Annotated in this window: 16 protein-coding genes; 11 read left to right on the top strand and 5 right to left on the bottom strand. The window is 72.1% G+C overall.

Annotation, left to right across the window (positions count from 1 at the left end; all coding sequences use genetic code 11):
- The first annotated feature begins 159 nt into the window (after positions 1-159).
- Positions 160-798 carry a zinc ribbon domain-containing protein gene (locus ACFV9O_RS33580; protein WP_385424786.1) on the top strand — a complete coding sequence of 213 codons (639 nt, stop codon included), beginning with the start codon at positions 160-162 and terminating at the stop codon, positions 796-798.
- On the opposite strand, the gene ACFV9O_RS33575 is transcribed toward ACFV9O_RS33580, so the two are convergent.
- Positions 746-1,588: a PP2C family protein-serine/threonine phosphatase gene (locus ACFV9O_RS33575; RefSeq protein WP_385424784.1), complete on the bottom strand. Its 843-nt coding sequence runs from the start codon at positions 1,586-1,588 to the stop codon at positions 746-748. The two genes, ACFV9O_RS33580 and ACFV9O_RS33575, sit on opposite strands and share 53 nt — an antisense overlap.
- Positions 1,589-1,726: 138 nt before the next feature.
- Here ACFV9O_RS33575 and ACFV9O_RS33570 point away from each other — a divergent pair, with 138 nt between their 5' ends.
- Positions 1,727-3,220, top strand: coding sequence for an SDR family NAD(P)-dependent oxidoreductase (locus tag ACFV9O_RS33570; RefSeq protein WP_385424781.1), 1,494 nt, complete (start codon positions 1,727-1,729; stop codon positions 3,218-3,220).
- 295 nt (positions 3,221-3,515) lie between these two features.
- A complete protein-coding gene (locus ACFV9O_RS33565; RefSeq protein ID WP_385424779.1) occupies positions 3,516-3,686 on the top strand; it encodes a hypothetical protein in 171 nt (56 codons plus the stop codon).
- 80 nt (positions 3,687-3,766) lie between these two features.
- Here ACFV9O_RS33565 and ACFV9O_RS33560 read toward each other — a convergent pair whose 3' ends face one another.
- The 3 genes from ACFV9O_RS33560 to ACFV9O_RS33550 are packed head-to-tail and all read right to left on the bottom strand — an operon-like array spanning position 3,767 to position 6,557.
- The gene (locus ACFV9O_RS33560) at positions 3,767-5,200 is read right to left on the bottom strand and encodes a lipase maturation factor family protein (protein ID WP_385424776.1); all 1,434 of its coding nucleotides are present in this window, start codon (positions 5,198-5,200) and stop codon (positions 3,767-3,769) included.
- A complete protein-coding gene (locus ACFV9O_RS33555; protein WP_385424773.1) occupies positions 5,167-5,742 on the bottom strand; it encodes a DUF1990 family protein in 576 nt (191 codons plus the stop codon). The genes ACFV9O_RS33560 and ACFV9O_RS33555 overlap by 34 nt, the downstream gene beginning before the upstream one ends.
- Positions 5,739-6,557 (bottom strand): YndJ family protein, encoded by an 819-nt coding sequence (locus ACFV9O_RS33550; protein WP_385424771.1) that lies wholly within the window; start codon positions 6,555-6,557, stop codon positions 5,739-5,741. The genes ACFV9O_RS33555 and ACFV9O_RS33550 overlap by 4 nt, the downstream gene beginning before the upstream one ends.
- Before the next feature lie 152 nt (positions 6,558-6,709).
- On the opposite strand from ACFV9O_RS33550, the gene ACFV9O_RS33545 reads away from it, so the two are divergent.
- From ACFV9O_RS33545 to ACFV9O_RS33530, 4 genes are all read left to right on the top strand, one after another.
- The gene (locus ACFV9O_RS33545) at positions 6,710-8,050 is read left to right on the top strand and encodes a DUF6777 domain-containing protein (protein WP_385424768.1); all 1,341 of its coding nucleotides are present in this window, start codon (positions 6,710-6,712) and stop codon (positions 8,048-8,050) included.
- A gap of 81 nt (positions 8,051-8,131) precedes the next feature.
- Positions 8,132-10,216: a SpoIIE family protein phosphatase gene (locus ACFV9O_RS33540; protein ID WP_385424765.1), complete on the top strand. Its 2,085-nt coding sequence runs from the start codon at positions 8,132-8,134 to the stop codon at positions 10,214-10,216.
- Between the two features lie 176 nt (positions 10,217-10,392).
- Complete coding sequence (locus ACFV9O_RS33535; protein WP_385424762.1) at positions 10,393-11,763, top strand: wax ester/triacylglycerol synthase family O-acyltransferase; 1,371 nt, start codon at positions 10,393-10,395, stop codon at positions 11,761-11,763.
- Positions 11,764-12,485: 722 nt separating this feature from the next.
- Complete coding sequence (locus ACFV9O_RS33530; RefSeq protein WP_385424759.1) at positions 12,486-13,349, top strand: Fpg/Nei family DNA glycosylase; 864 nt, start codon at positions 12,486-12,488, stop codon at positions 13,347-13,349.
- A 29-nt stretch (positions 13,350-13,378) separates the two neighbouring features.
- On the opposite strand, the gene ACFV9O_RS33525 is transcribed toward ACFV9O_RS33530, so the two are convergent.
- On the bottom strand, positions 13,379-14,065 hold the full coding sequence (locus ACFV9O_RS33525; RefSeq protein WP_385424756.1) for a zf-HC2 domain-containing protein: 687 nt from the start codon (positions 14,063-14,065) through the stop codon (positions 13,379-13,381).
- 116 nt (positions 14,066-14,181) lie between these two features.
- On the opposite strand from ACFV9O_RS33525, the gene ACFV9O_RS33520 reads away from it, so the two are divergent.
- The 4 genes from ACFV9O_RS33520 to ACFV9O_RS33505 all read left to right on the top strand — a co-directional run bounded on the left by ACFV9O_RS33520 (position 14,182) and on the right by ACFV9O_RS33505 (position 16,594).
- Positions 14,182-14,484: an anti-sigma factor family protein gene (locus ACFV9O_RS33520; RefSeq protein WP_385424753.1), complete on the top strand. Its 303-nt coding sequence runs from the start codon at positions 14,182-14,184 to the stop codon at positions 14,482-14,484.
- Between the two features lie 289 nt (positions 14,485-14,773).
- A complete protein-coding gene (locus ACFV9O_RS33515; RefSeq protein WP_385424751.1) occupies positions 14,774-15,604 on the top strand; it encodes a LytR/AlgR family response regulator transcription factor in 831 nt (276 codons plus the stop codon).
- Positions 15,605-15,752: 148 nt separating this feature from the next.
- Complete coding sequence (locus tag ACFV9O_RS33510; RefSeq protein WP_385424748.1) at positions 15,753-16,025, top strand: hypothetical protein; 273 nt, start codon at positions 15,753-15,755, stop codon at positions 16,023-16,025.
- A gap of 188 nt (positions 16,026-16,213) precedes the next feature.
- Positions 16,214-16,594 carry a hypothetical protein gene (locus tag ACFV9O_RS33505; protein WP_385424746.1) on the top strand — a complete coding sequence of 127 codons (381 nt, stop codon included), beginning with the start codon at positions 16,214-16,216 and terminating at the stop codon, positions 16,592-16,594.
- Positions 16,595-16,613 lie beyond the last annotated feature (19 nt).

Here is a 16,613-nt window from a genome sequence, read left to right as displayed (position 1 = left end):
GCCACCCCATAGGGGTGTCTGGACGGAGGAGTCCACCCGGCAGCCAGTTGGGCGCTACCTCCAAGCCCGGTCGTTTACGGCCGGGTCAAGTTGACATGCCGCAGCTCCATCCGCCGGCTCCGTTCCATCTCCCGTGCCGATGCATTCCAGAAGATCCACATGCTGAACCGATTAATGCGCCGGCGCTGGCACGCCCGCAAGCGAGCGGAGTTGCAGGCGAAGCGGACCCGGTCCGCCGCTCGGCGGGCCAAGCGCCGGGCGAAGAGAGAAGCCCGGTACGCAGCCCATGTCAACCATAGGATCAGCAAGGAGATCGTGGCCGTCGCTGGGGGTACCTCCCAGGCGAAGCTCTGGGGGAGCACCGGACGCGGTATCGCCCTCGAGGAACTGAGTGGCATCCGTGACCGGGTACGGCCTTTTCGCGACCAGCGGGCCGCGCTCTCCTCCTGGCCGTTCCACCAGCTCGAGGAACACGTCCGGTACAAGGCCCGGCGGGCCGGGGTACCGGTGATTGCGGTGGATGCCCACTACACCTCGCAGATGTGCCCCAGATGCGGTCATACAGCGAGGAGCAACCGTCCCGTCCGGGACACCTTCTGCTGTCGTCGGTGCGGGCTCGCCGGCCCGGCCGACCACGTCGCCGGGGTCAACGTGCGCAACCGCGCACGCTCGGCGTGGGTTCTCGTCAACGGACCCGTACTCATGTCACGGCCGGCCAACCCAGCCGGTATTTCCCCCAAGGGCGTTAGGTCGCCCCGGCCGCCGTCACCGTCGCTGCGCCGGCGGTCACCGGGATGAGCAGTGCGGTGATGTTGTCGTCGCCGCCGGCGTCGAGCGCGTGCCCGACCAGCCTCCGCGCATCCCCCAGCAGGCCGCCGCCGACAGCCGGTGCGCGCCTGTCACGGGTAACCATGGCGCGTAGCGCATCGACGCCGGGCAGACAGCGCCACAGTCCGTCCGTGCACAGCAGCAGACGGCCGGGTCCCGGTGGCCGGTAGCTCCGGATGCGCGGCGCCGGTTCACCGGCGTCTGCCCCCAGCCAGGCCGCGAGGACGTCGAGCTCGCCCGTGTCGTCCTCGGTCAGCGCCATCCCCGGCCCCTCGATGGGCAGCCAGTACGCACGGCTGTCGCCGACCCAGGCGCTCCAGATGCCCTCCGGGCCGGCGATGCCTGCGACGTACGTGCAGGCCGGCGCCGCGTCCACCGACGTGGCCAGGGCGGACACCGCACGACCCGCGCGCACGGCGGCGTCGGCGAGGGCGATCTCCGGGAGGACACCAGCCCGCAGCCGTGCCGCAAGGGCTGCCGCGCCGGCCTCGGCCGCGACCTGAGCGGCCCGCTCGGCCCGGGGCGACATGGACACGCCGTCGCAGACGACCCCGATCGTCCACACGCCGGTCCTGGTCAGGGCCATGGCGTCAGCGTTGATGCCGCGCCGTTTGCCGCGGTCGCTGACTCCCGCCGCGCCGTCGTCCGCCGTGATCTCCACATGCGCGCGGAAAGCCGGCTGCGCCCCACCGCAATCCCAGCAACGGCCGTCGGGGGCGACCGTTCCGCCGCACAGGACACAGCCTGTCGTTTCCGTCATCACGTGCGATCTTGTCATGCCCCTGAGGCGGTACGGGAGCCGTCCGCAACGAGACGGTTTGGCGTCGGGTCACCTGACTGACGTAAAGTTCCGCTTTTGGAAACTTCACGCGACACGGCGAACGGAACGGCAGCGGCGATGACGGTGACACAGGACGGCCCCGGCCAGGAGTGCGGGCCGGACCAGGAGTACGGGCTGGGCATCGACCCGGAGCGCCTGGCCGTCTGCCTGAGCGTTCTCGATGAGCTCGACAGGATCGAGGTCGACCACCCCGACGCGATCGCGGTCCGGCGGGCCACCGCTGGGATCTACCGGACCGTGAAGCAGCGCCGCCGCCAGGAGCGCCGGGCCGCCAAGACCGCCCATGACAAGGCCGTCACCGAGACCACCGCGACCGGCTCGGCCGAGCGCATCGACGACGAGACGCAGGGCCTGCTGCCCTCCTCGTCCGTGGTCGGCGAGATCGCGGGCATACTCCAGCGCCCCCGGTCCTGCTACATCTGCAAAGCCCGCTACGTCGAGGTCGACGCGTTCTACCACCAGCTGTGCCAGAAGTGCGCCGCCGAGAACCGTGCCCGCCGCGACGCCCGCACCGACCTCACCGGCCGGCGCGCCCTGCTCACCGGCGGCCGGGCCAAGATCGGTATGTACATCGCGCTGCGGCTCCTGCGTGACGGTGCCCACACCACGATCACCACGCGCTTCCCGAGCGACGCGATCCGCCGCTTCAAGGCGATGCCGGACAGCGACGAGTGGATCCACCGTCTCAAGATCGTCGGCATCGATCTGCGTGACCCCGCGCAGGTCGTCGCGCTTGCCGACTCGGTCGCCGCCGAGGGGCCGCTCGACATCCTGATCAACAACGCCGCGCAGACCGTGCGCCGCTCCCCGCAGGCGTACAGCGAGCTCGTCGCCGCCGAGGGGGCTCCGCTGCCCGCGGGCGAGCTGCCCGCCGCCCAGGTGATCGGCACCTTCGGCAGCGGCAGCGTGGACCGGGTCGCGGCGCTGCCCGCCGCCCGCTCCGAGTCCGACGCGCTGACCGCCCAGGACGTGACCGAACTGGCGCTGGTGTCCGGCTCGGCCTCGCTCGCCCGCATCGAGGCGGGCACCGCCATCGACGCCGGCGGCCTCGTCCCCGACCTGCACGACACCAACAGCTGGATCCAGACCGTCTCCGAGGTCGACCCGGTCGAGCTGCTCGAAGTGCAGCTCTGCAACTCCACCGCGCCGTTCATCCTCATCAGCCGGCTGCGCCCGGCGATGGCCGCCTCGGCGGCCAAGCGCAAGTACGTCGTGAACGTCTCCGCCATGGAGGGCGTCTTCAGCCGTGGCTACAAGGGTGCGGGCCACCCGCACACCAACATGGCCAAGGCCGCGCTGAACATGCTGACCCGCACCAGCGCCCAGGAGATGTTCGAGACAGACCGCATCCTGATGACCGCCGTCGACACCGGCTGGATCACCGACGAGCGCCCGCACCCGGACAAGGTCCGGCTCGCGGCCGAGGGCTTCCACGCCCCGCTCGACCTCGTCGACGGCGCCGCCCGCGTCTACGACCCGATCGTCCGGGGCGAGGACGGCGAGGATCTTTTCGGCTGCTTCCTCAAGGACTACGAGCGGGCGAACTGGTAACCCGTTCGGCCGCAACCCCCGGGCGCGCAGGGCCGTCCGGGGGTTTCCTGTACCCGATGGGTCGTCATTTCTCAGTGTTTTCCTGTACAGGAACACCCGATGTGACGTTCCCCATCGAGCGCGGGGGCGCTCATTTGGTTAGGCTGGTGCCCACGGACGGCCACCAAGGGCCCACGAAACCCCTCGGCCGTCCTGGGACCAGGCCCACAACCACGGCCGCGATCCCGCCTGGAAACGGCGCCACCGCGACCGAATTGCCCCTGTCCCCCTGTTACGCGACACAGAGGAGTGCGCGGTGACAACTGAAGTGACGAAGCAGGACCAGCGACCGGCGCAGCGCAGCGAGCGGGCCGGCAGGCCCGACGAGCTCGGCAGCCTGGAGGTCTGGGCCAGGTCCGCACCCATCCGGCTCGCCGGATACGAGGACGACCTCGAGGAACCGCACATCCTGCCCGGCGTCGACTGACCCGGTCGCTGGATGACGTACCCCCTGGCCTGGGACGGGCCAGGGGGTACGAGGCTGTTTACATCCTTTTTGCGCACTGTTTACACCCGTTCAGCTGATATGTCCGTCGTGCTCAGCCGGCTCGGCGGCAGGAAGTCCCGCAGATAGCGCCGCTGCCACCAGGCACCCGTGGCCCGCAGCTGACGCCAGCTCGTGAACTCGTAGTGGTAGAGCCGCGCCCGGACGTACACCGGCGGTGCGTCGGGGAACGGGTTGCGCCGCAGCAGCTTCAGCGTGTCGCGGTCGTTCTCCAGCAGCCGCTCGACGAAGGCGCCGAACCAGGGACGGGCGTACGCGGGGGAGAGCGCCGCGAACCACATCAGCCAGTCGAGACGCAGATGGTACGGGGCGAACTGGCGGGGGAGCCGCCGGATGTCGCCCGGTTTGCCGTGGAACTGGTACTCCCGCCAGACCGTGCCGGGCCGCAGCACCCGCTCGTCCGTGCCCTCCACGACGACCTCGAACCGCACCCGCCCTACGGTGCCGAACGCCCCGTACGTGTTGACCAGGTGCAAAGGGTCGAAGGAGCGGTTCATCGCCTGGCGCCGGGAGATCAGATTGCGGACCGGGTGGTAGCTGAGGACCAGCACCATGACGGTCACGGCGATGACGACGATCTCGTACCAGAGCGGCGGAGCGGGGAGCGGATGCGGCCCGCTGACCAGGGAACCGTCGATGGCGGGCAGGGCCAGCGCGATCGTCACCCAGTTCAGCCAGGAGAAGTTGCCCGACAGGACGAGCCACAACTGGGTCAGCACGATCATTCCCGCGGCCGCGCTCGCGATCGGCTGAGGGGCGAACAGGAGGACCGGCACGACCAGTTGGGTGACGTGGTTGGCCGCGGCCTCGACCCGGTGGAGCGGCCCCGGCAGATGGTGGAAGAACCAGCTCAGCGGGCCCGGCATCGGCTGCGTCTCATGGTGGAAGTAGAGACACGTCAGCCTGCGCCAGCACTCGTCGCCGCGGACCTTGATCAGACCCGCGCCGAACTCCACCCGGAACAGCAGCCAGCGCAGCAGCCACAGCACCAGCACGGGCGGTGCGGTGCGTTCGTTCCCGAGGAAGATCGCGAGGAATCCCGCCTCCAGCAGCAGTGACTCCCAGCCGAAGGCGTACCAGGTCTGCCCCACATTGACGATCGACAGGTACAGCGCCCACAGCACCGCCCACCACAGCATCGCGGTCCACAGCGGCAGCTGGTCGGCCGCCCCGCCCACCAGCGCCGCCGACAGCACCGCCCCGGCCCAGGCGCAGCACGCGAAGAGCCGGTCCGAGTAGTGGAGTTGGAACAGGCTCGGTGCCCGCCGCATCGGCACGAGCCGTACGAACTCGGGCACCGGGAGCATGCCGCGCGCCCCGATCAGCGCCCGGAACTGGAGCGCGGCACCCAGGAAGCCGACGAGGTAGATCGCGGCCAGCGTCCGCTGGAAGGCGAGCCTGCTCAGCCAGTAGTCGGGTGCCGTGAACCACTCCATCGCGGACCTCCGGTACCTCCAGTATCGGCCTGCGCCGCGATCCGTCGCAGTACGGCGCCGAGCCTGCGGGCGTACAGGCGCTGCAGCGGCGGTACGAGGGGTCGGGCGAGCCGTGTGTACCAGACGTCCGGCCTGCTGAAGGCCATCACCGTGAACCAGACCGATCCGTCGTCCCCGAGCTCCACGGCGAAGGACTCCTCCCCGCACTCCGGATGGCCTGCGCGGGTGCCGTACGCGAAGCCGGTGCGGTGCGCCTCGTACTCCGTCCAGATCACCTGGCAGGGGACCCGGAACCGCAGCGGCCCGAGGCCCAGGGAGATCTCGACGGTCGCGCCCGGCTCGGCGTGCGGCGAGGAGGCCCGCACCCCGGCGCCCGTCGCGCGGTGCATGCGCCAGGTGGTGACCGCGGTGCCGGCGGCCTCGAAGACGGCGCGGCCGCGGCCGATGCGGGTGCGGTGGTGGAGGTGGTGGTAGCCCTCCGGGAGCGGACCGAGGCGGGTGGCGCCGATCTCGCGGTAGCTGAGTCCGTCGGTGGCGTTCATGCGGTGGTCTCCTTCAGTCGGTGCCAGGCCAGCACGGAGCAGAGTGCGAAACCCAGTGCGTTGCCGAGGCCGTGGGTCGCGGCCATCCAGGTGAGGTTCGGGTGCGGCAGGCCGGTGGCCTCGCCCACCGCCCAGCTCAGTGCGAGGAGCATCGTCGCCACCAGAACGGCCGCAGACACCGCGAGAAGTGTGCGCGTCAGCCGTTCGGCGCTGTCCTTGCGCACATTCCGCCAGGTCAGCAGGGCGACGGCCCACATGCCCGCGGTCAGGACGAGGGCCCCGGCCAGTTCGGCCCAGTCGCCGACGAAGTAGCCGCCGAGGACGAGCACGGTGCCGAGCGGGACACTTCGCGCCGCGAAGCGGCCCGCCGGCCCGTCCGCGGCCCGGCACACCAGCCCCGCCACCAGCGCGGCTGCGAAGCCCGCGAAGTGGAAGTGCGGCACGGTCAGCGCCAGGATCTCCAGGTCGAAGCCGAAGAGCCGGTGCCCGGAACGTTCGGCCACCAGGGCGACACCCGCGACCGCGGGAGTGACCAGGGCGGTCAGTGCGGCGATCTCGGCGGGCGCGAGCGAGCCGGTGCGCCGCAGGCGGGCCGGGGCGTGGAGGGCGAGGACCACGGTGGCCAGGGCGTACGCCGAGGCCAGGGCGGTGGCGACGGTCCCGCGCGGCAGCCAGAGGGCCACCGCTCCCGGCGCTGCGAGCAGCGGCCACAGCCGGCGCAGCAGCACCGGTTCCGGGTCCCCGATCAGGCGGAGTCCCGCCGGGACGATCACCAGCATGCCGAGCATCACGATGACGCCGACCAGGGCGTTCATGCCCCCACCCCCTGCTTGAACATGTTCAATTCCTGCTTCTTGAGTCTAGGGCCTCCTGTTGAACATGTTCAAGTCGCGGGATGGGCCGGAATGCGGCATGAACAAGAGTGATCACTCCGGGTCAACACACAACAGGCGGGAGATGGCGGGTCATGTTCGTGCGCTCACCGATGTATCGCCGACACGCCGGGCTCGCCGCGCTGTCGGCCGGCCTGACGGTCGCGGCGCTGGTCACGGGCTGCAGCAGTCTGACGAATTCGGGCCAGGCCGGCGCGATTGCCAAGCAGCAGGTCCATCTTCAGCCGGCCCTGGAGCAGGGTCCCGATCCCTTCACCCCGTCGACGGCCACCGTCATGGGCGCGGCCGGGAAGCTCCCCGTGCCGCGCGCCTCCGCGTCGGCCGGATCCTTCCGGTCGATCCGCACGGTGCTCGGTTCCACGCCCGGTCTGTACGGCGGGAGGCACTCGGTCGCGAGCTGCGACGTCGAGCAGCAGATCCGCTTCCTCATGGCCGACGGCAACAAGGGCCGCGCCTTCGCGCACGGCGCCGGCGTCAGCCAGGAGGACATCCCGGCGTTCCTGCGCGGCCTCACCCCCGTGGTCCTGCGCGCCGACGCGCGGGTCACGGGGCACGGCTACCGCGACGGCGCCGCCCACCGCTTCCAGGCCGTCCTCCAGGGGGGTACGGCCGTCCTGGTCGACGAGCAGGGCTCGCCCCGGGTCCGCTGCGCCTCCGGCAGTCCCGTGGCCTCGCCGGTGGTCGACTCCGCCGACCCCGAGGAGCAGGGCAAGGCCTGGCCCGGCTACGACCGCGGGCGCGTCGTGGTCATCACCCGCGCCGCCCAGATGATCGACAGCCTGATCATCGCGGACATGGCGAGCAACTCCTGGCTGGCACGGAAGAGCGGCACCGACGGCGAGGCCGACCGTGCACCGGAAGTGCCGCCGACGTACGATCCCGGACTGCACGTGACCGAGGTGCCCGAGTCCCAGTCGGCGGGCCCCTACCCGCAGAACCCGAACCCGTCGGGCTCCAGCACGGCGAGCCCGAACGCGCAGAACCCGAACGCGGCGAGCCCCGGCGCCGTGGCCCCCAAGCCCATCGTCCCGGACGCGAACCCCTCGGGCCGGCAGGGTGTGCCGACGGCCCCCGACGGCAACGGCTCCGGCGGTTCCGGTGGCGCCCCGGAGCCCGCGCCCGTTCCCGACGGCCCCATCGGCGGCGACCAGGCGACGCTCCCGGAGGGCGGGAGCACGGACGGCCAGTCCGACACGGAGGGCAGCACCGTGGACGGCTTCGTGACCGGGTCCGACGACGACGTCCTCTTCGGCCCGGGCGACGCCCCCCGCAGCGGTCAGGGCGGCGGTCAGGCCGGGAGCCCGAGCAGCGGCCGCGGCGGTGCCGGCACGACCGCTCCGGAGACCACCGTGCCCGACGTCCGGCCGAATGCGGTGCCGGCGCCCGCCGGTGGCGGTGAGGCCCGCCGGGGCTGAGCGAGCGGTCGAACGGAACGGGTGGGCGGGCGGACCACCCGTTCGCTCGAAAAATCGGACAAATGATGGCAGAGTGTCACCATGGTTGATCGGGCAGCGGGTGCCGTGTCGCTTCCCGACGACTGGCCCGCCGACCCGGATCTGAGCCTGGCCCTCAACCACATGGGCAGCTTCGACTGGGATCTCGACAGCGGGCTGATGCACTTGGACCAGGCCGCTCTCGACGTGTTCGACGTGACGGCCGAGGAGTACGACGGGCGCCCCGAGAGTCTGACCTCCCGGGTCCCGCCCAGCGAAGCGATCCGGCTCGACGGTCTGGTGTCCCAGGCCCTGAAGAGCGGCGCCCCCACCTACGGCGCGTACTTCCGGATCCGCTGCCGCGACGGCACCATGCGCTGGACCCACACCCAGGGTTCGGTCCAGCGCGACCACGCCGGCCGTCCCCACCGCATCATCGGCATCGTCCGCGACGCGACCCAGGAGCTCGCCGACTCCGGCGCGCGCGTCGAGCTCGACGCGGAGCGCCGACGGCAGACCAGCGTCGTCGAGAGCACCACGGCCGCGCTCGCCCACGCCAGGACCGTCAAGGACGTCATCGACGTCCTCAAGGACTCCCACGGACTCGAGCACCTCGGGGCCACCAGCCTCGTCATGGGTCTGCTGGAGTCCGGCAGGATCCACCTGGTCGCCGAGGGCCCCGAGGGCTCGTTCGTCCCCGGCACGCGCTACACCAGGGTCGACGAGCAGTACCCGATGAGCGAGGTCATCCGCACCCTCGCACCCCGCTTCATCGAGTCCAAGGAGGACTTCGCGGGCTCGTACCCGAGGCTGTGGCCGCACATCAGCGGACTGGGCATCACCTCCGCCGCCTATATGCCGCTCATCGCCCAGGCCCGCCCCATCGGCGCCCTCGGACTGCTCTACCGCGACAAGACCGGCTTCACCACCGAGGAGCGCAATCTGCTGGTCGCGCTCGGCAGCAGCATCGCGCAGAGCCTCCAGCGTGCCGTTCTCTACGAGCAGGACCACGATCTCGCCGAGGGCCTGCAGCAGGCCATGCTGCCGCGCCGGATCCCGTCCGTCCCCGGCGCGCAGATCGCGGTCCGCTACCGCTCGGCACGCCTCGGCCGGGACATCGGCGGCGACTGGTACGACGTCATCCCGCTGCCCGGCGGCCGCGTCGGCGCGGTCATCGGCGACGTACAGGGCCACGACACGCATGCCGCCGCGGTGATGGGACAGCTGCGCATCGTGCTGCGCGCGTACGCGGCCGAGGGCCACACGCCGGCGACGGTGATGGCCCGCGCCTCCGTCTTCCTGCACGAGCTGGACACCGAACGCTTCGCCACCTGCATCTACGCGGAAGCCGATCTGACGACCGGCGTGGTCCAGATGGTGCGGGCCGGGCATGTCGACCCGCTGATGTGCGACAACGACGGCGACTGCCGCCGCATACCGGTGAACGGCGGGCTGCCGCTCGGGCTCTCCGCCGAGTTCGGCCGGCTCGAGTACCCCGTCGCCACCGTCGAACTCGACCCCGGGCAGACCCTGCTGCTCTACACCGACGGGCTCGTCGAACAGCCGGGCTCCGACCTCGACGACGGCATGCAGTTGCTCACCGCCATGGTCCGCAGCGGCCCGGGCAACCTCCAGCTGCTCGCCGACCGGCTCTGCGAGGAGGTCGACGAACGCGGGGGCCAGGACGATGTGGCGCTCCTGCTGCTGCGCCGCCACGGCGCCTACGCCCCGCGGGCCGGCGGCAGGCTGCAGCAGCACGTCGCCCAGAACGACCCGGAGGCGCTGAGCTCCGCCCGGCACATGATCCGGGCGGCGGTAGGGGCGTGGGGCGCGGGGGAGCGGTCCGACGAGATCGAGCTCGCCGCCGACGAGCTGATGACCAACGCACTGATGCACACCGACGGTGGCGCGATCGTGACCGCACGGGTGCTGTCGGGGCCGGAGCGGCGGTTGCGGGTCGAGGTCGAGGACCTGTCCAGCGCGCTGCCGCGCCGCCGGGAGGCGGGGGAGTCCGGGGTCTCGGGCCGGGGGCTGATGCTGGTGGACCGGCTGGCGGACATCTGGGGTGTGGAGTCACGCGGCAGCGGCAAATGTGTGTGGTGCGAGTTCATCGTCCCGGCGCGCGTCCCTGACCGCTCCGCAACCTGATCACTACCGAATGGTAACCCTATGTAACGTGGCTGTACTTGACCGTAACCGATCGCAGGCGATTGACTGCCTATTCCTGTGCCCCGTACTCCCTGACTCCTCGTAGCTTCCGACTCCCGTTCTTCCGTGTACCCCGCGTTGCCTGTGTTCCGGCCTTCCAGAACCTGAGGACTTCCTTGAGCGCTGAGCCCCTGGCACCCCTTGACCTGGCTTTCTGGCATCTCGAGACCGCCGACCACCCGATGCACCTCGGAGCGCTGGCCTTCTTCGCCCAGCCCCCGGCCGGTGAACGCGGCAACGAGGAGATCCTCGAGCTGCTCGCCACCCGCGCCGCCGCGATCCCCCGGCTGCGGATGCGGGTGCGGGACGTCCTGCTGCCCGTCGGCGGGGCCGCCTGGGCCGTCGACAAGGACTTCGACGTGCGCCGGCACGTCCGCCAGGTGCGGCTGCCCGCCGGGGACTTCGCCGGGGCCGCGACCCGCATCGCCGGGGAACTGATGGAGCGTCCGCTGGAGCGCGGGCTGCCGCCGTGGGAGATGTACCTGCTCACGGGCGGATCGGGCGACCCGTTCGGGGTGCTCGTCAAACTGCACCATGCACTCGCCGACGGGATGCGCGCCGTCGCCATCGGCGCCGGGATCTTCGACGAGATCGCCGGCACCCGCGCGCCGCGCGGCCGAAAGAACGGCCGCAAGCCCCGCAGCGTCCCGCCCCGCTCCTGGCTGCCGGGGCCCTGGCAGGTCGCCGGGATGGCCCGCGGCCGGATCGAGGACCTCGGCCGGGCCTTCGGCGTCGGCGCCTCGCTCGTCGGTGCGTCGCTCGCCCGCGCCGGCCGGCTCGACCCGCGCGGCGCCGCCGCGCTCAGCGCCACGTCCAGCGGCACGCGCCGGCTCGCCACGTCCGTACTGTCCCTGGACGACGTCCAGCAGATGCGCAGGGCCGTCGGCGGGACCGCGAACGACGTGCTCCTCGCGACCGTGGCCGGGGCGCTGCGCCGCTGGATGACCGAGCGGGGCGACGTGCTGCCGCTGAGCGACCCCAGCGCCCTCGTGCCGGTGTCGCGGCGCCGCCCCGGCAGCGCGCCCGGCTCCGGCAACCGGCTCTCGGCGTATCTCCTCGGGCTGCCCGTCACCGAGTCCGATCCCTGGGTCCGGCTCTACGCGGTCCGCACCGCCATGGACCGCAACAAGGCGGCGGGCCCGCTGCGCGGCGCCGGCGCGGTCGCGGTCCTCGCCGACCAACTCCCGCCGCTGGCCCACCGCTTCGGCGCGCCGCTGGCCGGGAACGCCGCCAGGATGCTCTTCGACGTCCTCGTGACGAGCGTGCCGCTGCCGCGGTCGGCGCTGTCGCTCGGGGGCTGCCCGCTGCGCGAGGTCTACCCCATGGCACCGCTCGCCCGTGGCCAGTCGCTGGCCGTCGCGATGTCGACGTACGGGGGCCATGTCCACGTCGGCCTGGTCGCCGACGGCAAGGCCCTGCCGGACGTCGACCGGCTCGCGGCGGCGATGGAGGACGAGCTTGCGTCACTGCTGGCACTGATCCGTTAGCACCGGCTTTTCCTCGCCCCGCCCCTTCGCGAACTCCCGCCCCTTCGCGAACTGGGGGTGAGGCACCCGCGGGGCATCGCCCCGGACCCCCGTTGCGGGGGCCGCCCCCGGGCACCTGGCGGGGCTCCGCTCCGGATCCCCGGCGGGCCCCGTGCCGGCACCACCGTCGGAGCTTCGGCCCGGGCCGTGTTTCGGGGGCTCCGCCCCGGACTCCGTCGGGGCTCTGCCCCTGGACCCTGGACGGGGTTTCGCCCCGGGCCCCATTACGGGGCCTCCGCCCGGGACCCCGTCGGGGCTTCGGCCCAGGCCCCGTTCCGGGCTCCGCCCCCGCACCCCCGGCGGGGGTTCGCCCCCAAGCCCGGCTGGGCTGTGCGCCGGAGCCCGTTGCGGGGCTCTGCTCCCGTTCCCCGGTTTGGGGGCTCCGCCCCCGGCCCCCGCGTCTCAATCGTCTGCACGGCTGGTTGTCAGCCTGTCCGGCGTTTGAGGACGGACAAACGGGCTCATCTCGAGGTAGCGGCTCGCTTTCGGCCCGTCCGGCGTTTGAGGACGGACACCCCGGCCCGCCCGCGGTACCGGGCGCACCCCAAGGCTCGGAGGCGGAGCACCCGGAAACGGGGACCGGTGTGGAGACCCGGCGGGGGCTGGGGGCTTGCCCCCGGTTCGGGAAGGGGCGGGACGGGGAGAAGCTCGCCGCAGGCGGCCCGGTGCGGCACGCTGGTGGCATGCCGGAACTGCCAGAAGTCGACGCACTGAGAGGCTTCCTCGACGACCACCTGGTCGGCAAGGAGATCGCCAAGGTCCTGCCCGTCGCCATCAGCGTCCTCAAGACCTACGACCCTCCCCTCACCGCCGTCGAGGGCACGGAGGTCACCGCCGTGCACCGGCACGGCAAGTTCCTCGACATCGTCACCACGGGCGGGCTCCACCTGGTTTTCCATCTCGCCCGCGCGGGCTGGCTCCAGTGGAAGGACGTCCTGCCGTCCGGCGTGCCCCGCCCCGGCAAGGGCCCGCTCGCGCTGCGCACCGCGCTCACCGGTGGCGACGGGTTCGACCTGACCGAGGCCGGTACGACGAAGCGGCTTGCCGTCTACCTCGTGCGGGACCCGTCCGAGGTCCCCGGCATCGCCCGGCTCGGCCCCGACCCGCTCGCCGACGGCTTCGGGCGGGACGCCTTCGCGGGGCTCCTCGCAGGTGAACGCCGCCAGATCAAGGGCGCACTGCGCGACCAGAGCCTCATCGCCGGAATCGGCAACGCCTACAGTGACGAGATCCTGCACGCCGCCAAGATGTCGCCGTACAAACTCACCTCGAAACTCACCGAGGACGAAATCACCGGACTCTACGAGGCCATGCGCACGACGCTCACGGACGCCGTCGACCGCTCGCACGGGCTCGCCGCCGGGAATCTCAAGTCCGAGAAGAAGAGCGGCCTGCGGGTGCACGGCCGCACCGGCGAGCCCTGTCCGGTGTGCGGCGACACCATCCGCGAAGTCTCGTTCCACGACTCGTCGTTGCAGTACTGCCCCACCTGCCAGACGGGCGGCAAGCCGCTCGCCGACCGCCGGTTGTCCCGTCTGCTCAAGTGACCGGGCCGGGCGGCGACCCGTGTCCAGGCTCAGCGGTCCAGGGTCACGAGCCGTTCGCCCCGCATCGTACGGACCTCGAAGCGGTCGATCTCGCCGGGCCGCAGCGCCGTCGCCGCCTCGAGGTCCAGCGGGTTCTCGTTCCCGGGCGAGCCGGCGATGCCGTAGCCGCCGGCCGGCACCGACCAGGTGGTCACCTTGTGCTCCTTGCCGTCCCTGTCGACCACGACCAGCTCGCAGGTCCGCGGGCCGCGCAGCTGGGCCATGCGCAGCGCGACGGCAGTGCCCCAGTCCGCCGTGCGCAGATCGACGGCGCCGTGCACACCGGTCGCCGCGTCCGTCGCGACGATCCGCGCATCGGGGCCGCCGCCTCCGTTCCCGTCCATCAGGCCCACCATCACCACGGGCAGCGCGACGATCAGCGCCGCGGCCGCCGCCACCAGCCGAAGCCTGCGGCGGGAGCTGTGCCGGCGCCGCACCGCGACCTCGCGGAGCAACCGGTCGAGCAGCGAGGGGGACGGCAACTGCGACACCGCCTGAAGCGGCCGGCCGGGACCGGCGAGCTCGGCCAGCGCCGATGAGACCGGCGTGAAATCGGCCAGCCGCACCGCGCACAGGACGCACTCCGACAGATGCTCCTCGAAGCGGAACGCGTCCGAGGGATCGAGGACGCCCAGCGCATAGGCGGCCACGTCCCGGTGCCGCTCCCGCAGATTCATGGACCATTCCTCGATTCGCGTCTGCCGTCGTGTCCGTAGTGTGTTGTGGTGTCGCCCTGGAATACGCAGAAAGACCCTTCCGCACTCATGCGACAGGTGGAGAAACGGGGAAACTCATGACCGTGCCACCCTCCGGCGGCCCTCACGTGGAGCTGCTCCTCGGGGCGTACGTGCTCGGCGCGCTCGCCCCCGAGGAGGACGCGGGCGTCGCGCGCCATCTGGCGTGCTGCGACCCGTGCCGGACGGCGTATCTGGATCTCGCCGACGCGCGATCGCTGCTCGCGATGGTCACGGTCGAGGATCTGCTCGACGGCATCGAAGCGATCGACCGCCCGCACGGTCTCGGCGGCCACGGCGTCCCCGGAGGCCACGACGTTCCCGAGGACGGTGCCGGGCCGCCGGACACCGGTACCCCATAGGCCCCGGCCGATCTTGCCGGGCTCGCGTGCCCTGGCACGGCACCTCGCTGTGTTGCCGTCGGTCACCGACTCCCCCGCAGCCCTTCGGGCACGGGAGGTGCCGCCACCGCGTCGATTTCTCCCCCTGCCTTCGGCGGGGGCCCCCGCCTCCGCCTTGCGATGCGTCCCCAAGGCCCTGCGGGCCTGGGGAGACCCCATGCACCAGACCCCGCTCAGTGATCCGGCCTGATCGACCGGACAGGACCCGGACCCGTGGTCCCGTGTCCGTCCCGCGCCTAAACTCCGCAGCATGCTGCGCGTACTGGCTGTCGACGACGAGAAACCGGCTCTCGAGGAACTGCTGTATCTGCTGCGCGCCGACCCCCGGGTGCACAGTGCCGAGGGGGCCACCGACGCCACCGAGGCGCTGCGCCGCATCAGCCGGGCCCTGGACGCGGGGCCCGACGGCGACGACGCCATCGACGTCGTCTTCCTCGACATCCACATGGCCGGGCTGACCGGGCTCGACGTGGCCAAGCTGCTCGCGGGCTTCGCCAGGCCCCCGCTGATCGTGTTCGTCACCGCCCACGAGGGCTTCGCCGTGCAGGCCTTCGACCTCAAGGCCGTGGACTACGTCCTGAAGCCGGTGCGCAGGGAGCGGCTGGCCGAGGCGGTGCGCCGGGTCAGCGATCTGGCCGAGTCGGCGCGCGAGCCCCGTCAGTCCGCGCACCCGCACCCGCACGCGCCCGTGTCCGTGCCCGCGTACACGCCGCCCGCCGTGACGGGAACGGCCGTGCCCGGCGGGACACCCGAGCAGATCCCGGTGGAGCTCGGCGGCGTCACCCGGTTCGTCGCCATCGACGACATCGCGTACGTCGAGGCCCAGGGCGACTACGCCCGCCTCCACACGGCGGAGGGCAGCCATCTCGTCCGGATCCCGCTCTCCACGCTGGAGGAGCGCTGGGCGTCCCGCGGTTTCGTCCGCATACACCGCAGCCATCTCGTCGCCCTCGGCCGCATCGACGAACTGCGCCTGGACGCCGGTGCCACCACCGTCCGGGTGGGCAGCGCGGAGCTCGCGGTCAGCCGCCGCCACGCACGACAGCTGCGCGATCTGCTGATGCGCCACGCGCGCGGCTGACGACCGTTCGGCGTGTGCGCGCCGCCGCTCGCCGTCCCACCCCGTCCGTACGGCGACGGGCCGGGCCACTGACCGAGCGGTGTCCGCAATCGGCGCTGCCGCCGTCCGCCCCCGCCTACCCTTGATCGGGAAGGGGAGAAGGGGCCTGATGTCCGATATCGAAGCGCTGCTGTGCGAGCTCCGCGGTCTGCAGGCGATGCCGCCCGGCAATCCGGACGATGTCGAGGCGCTCCTCGCCAGGGCCAGGAGCGCGGCAGGCCGCTGGGCCGATGTGCTGGACGAGATCCGGGAGTCCGCGCAGGGGCTCGTCGGACCGCGGGCGGAAGCCGCCCTCGAGGTCGCGTTCCGCCGCGCCGAGGAGTCGTACGTCGAACTGGAGATCGCCCTCGCCGACTGCTCCCGCCAACGCGCGGACCGGTGAGCCGTGCGGCCGGGGCGGGCCGGGTCCAGGCACCGCGCCCACCGGCTCGGACGGGACGCCGGCCACCGAGACCGGGACGAGACCATCTCGTGCCTACCCGCCCTCATCGCCGCTGCGTAGACTCCGTAGATCTTCGGACCCTGTCCGAACGCGAACGAGACGACTCGAGATCCCGGGAGCGGACGACGATGTCTGCAGAGCAGCCACCCACCCGTGAGGTGGTCACGGGTGTGCCGCGGGGAGCCCGCCGCAGGCCGGGCCATGCACCCGCCCGTTCCGAGATCAGCGAGCAGACTCCGCTCGGCACCGTCTACGTCCGCTCCCTGATGCGCAGCCAGCTGCGCGCGGGGCTGTACGCCCTCGGCGTGCTCGCTCTCCTCGTCGGCACCCTCCCGCTGCTGTTCGCCTTCCCCGCCGCCGTGCTCGGTTCCTTCTCCTCGCCCGAGCCGTTCGTCTGGGCGATGCTCGGCGTGGTCGTCTATCCGGTGATGTGGCTCGTGGCGCGCTGGTACGTCCGCAAGGCCGAGCGCAACGAACGCGACTTCACCGGGCTCGTCGAAGGCCGCTGACGGCGCGCGTGGGGAACAG

The sequence above is a fragment of the Streptomyces sp. NPDC059909 genome (assembly GCF_042730885.1).
GTDB lineage: Bacteria > Actinomycetota > Actinomycetes > Streptomycetales > Streptomycetaceae > Streptomyces.
Note: the sequence above shows the minus strand (reverse complement) of the source record. Positions and strands in the feature narration are given on the sequence as shown.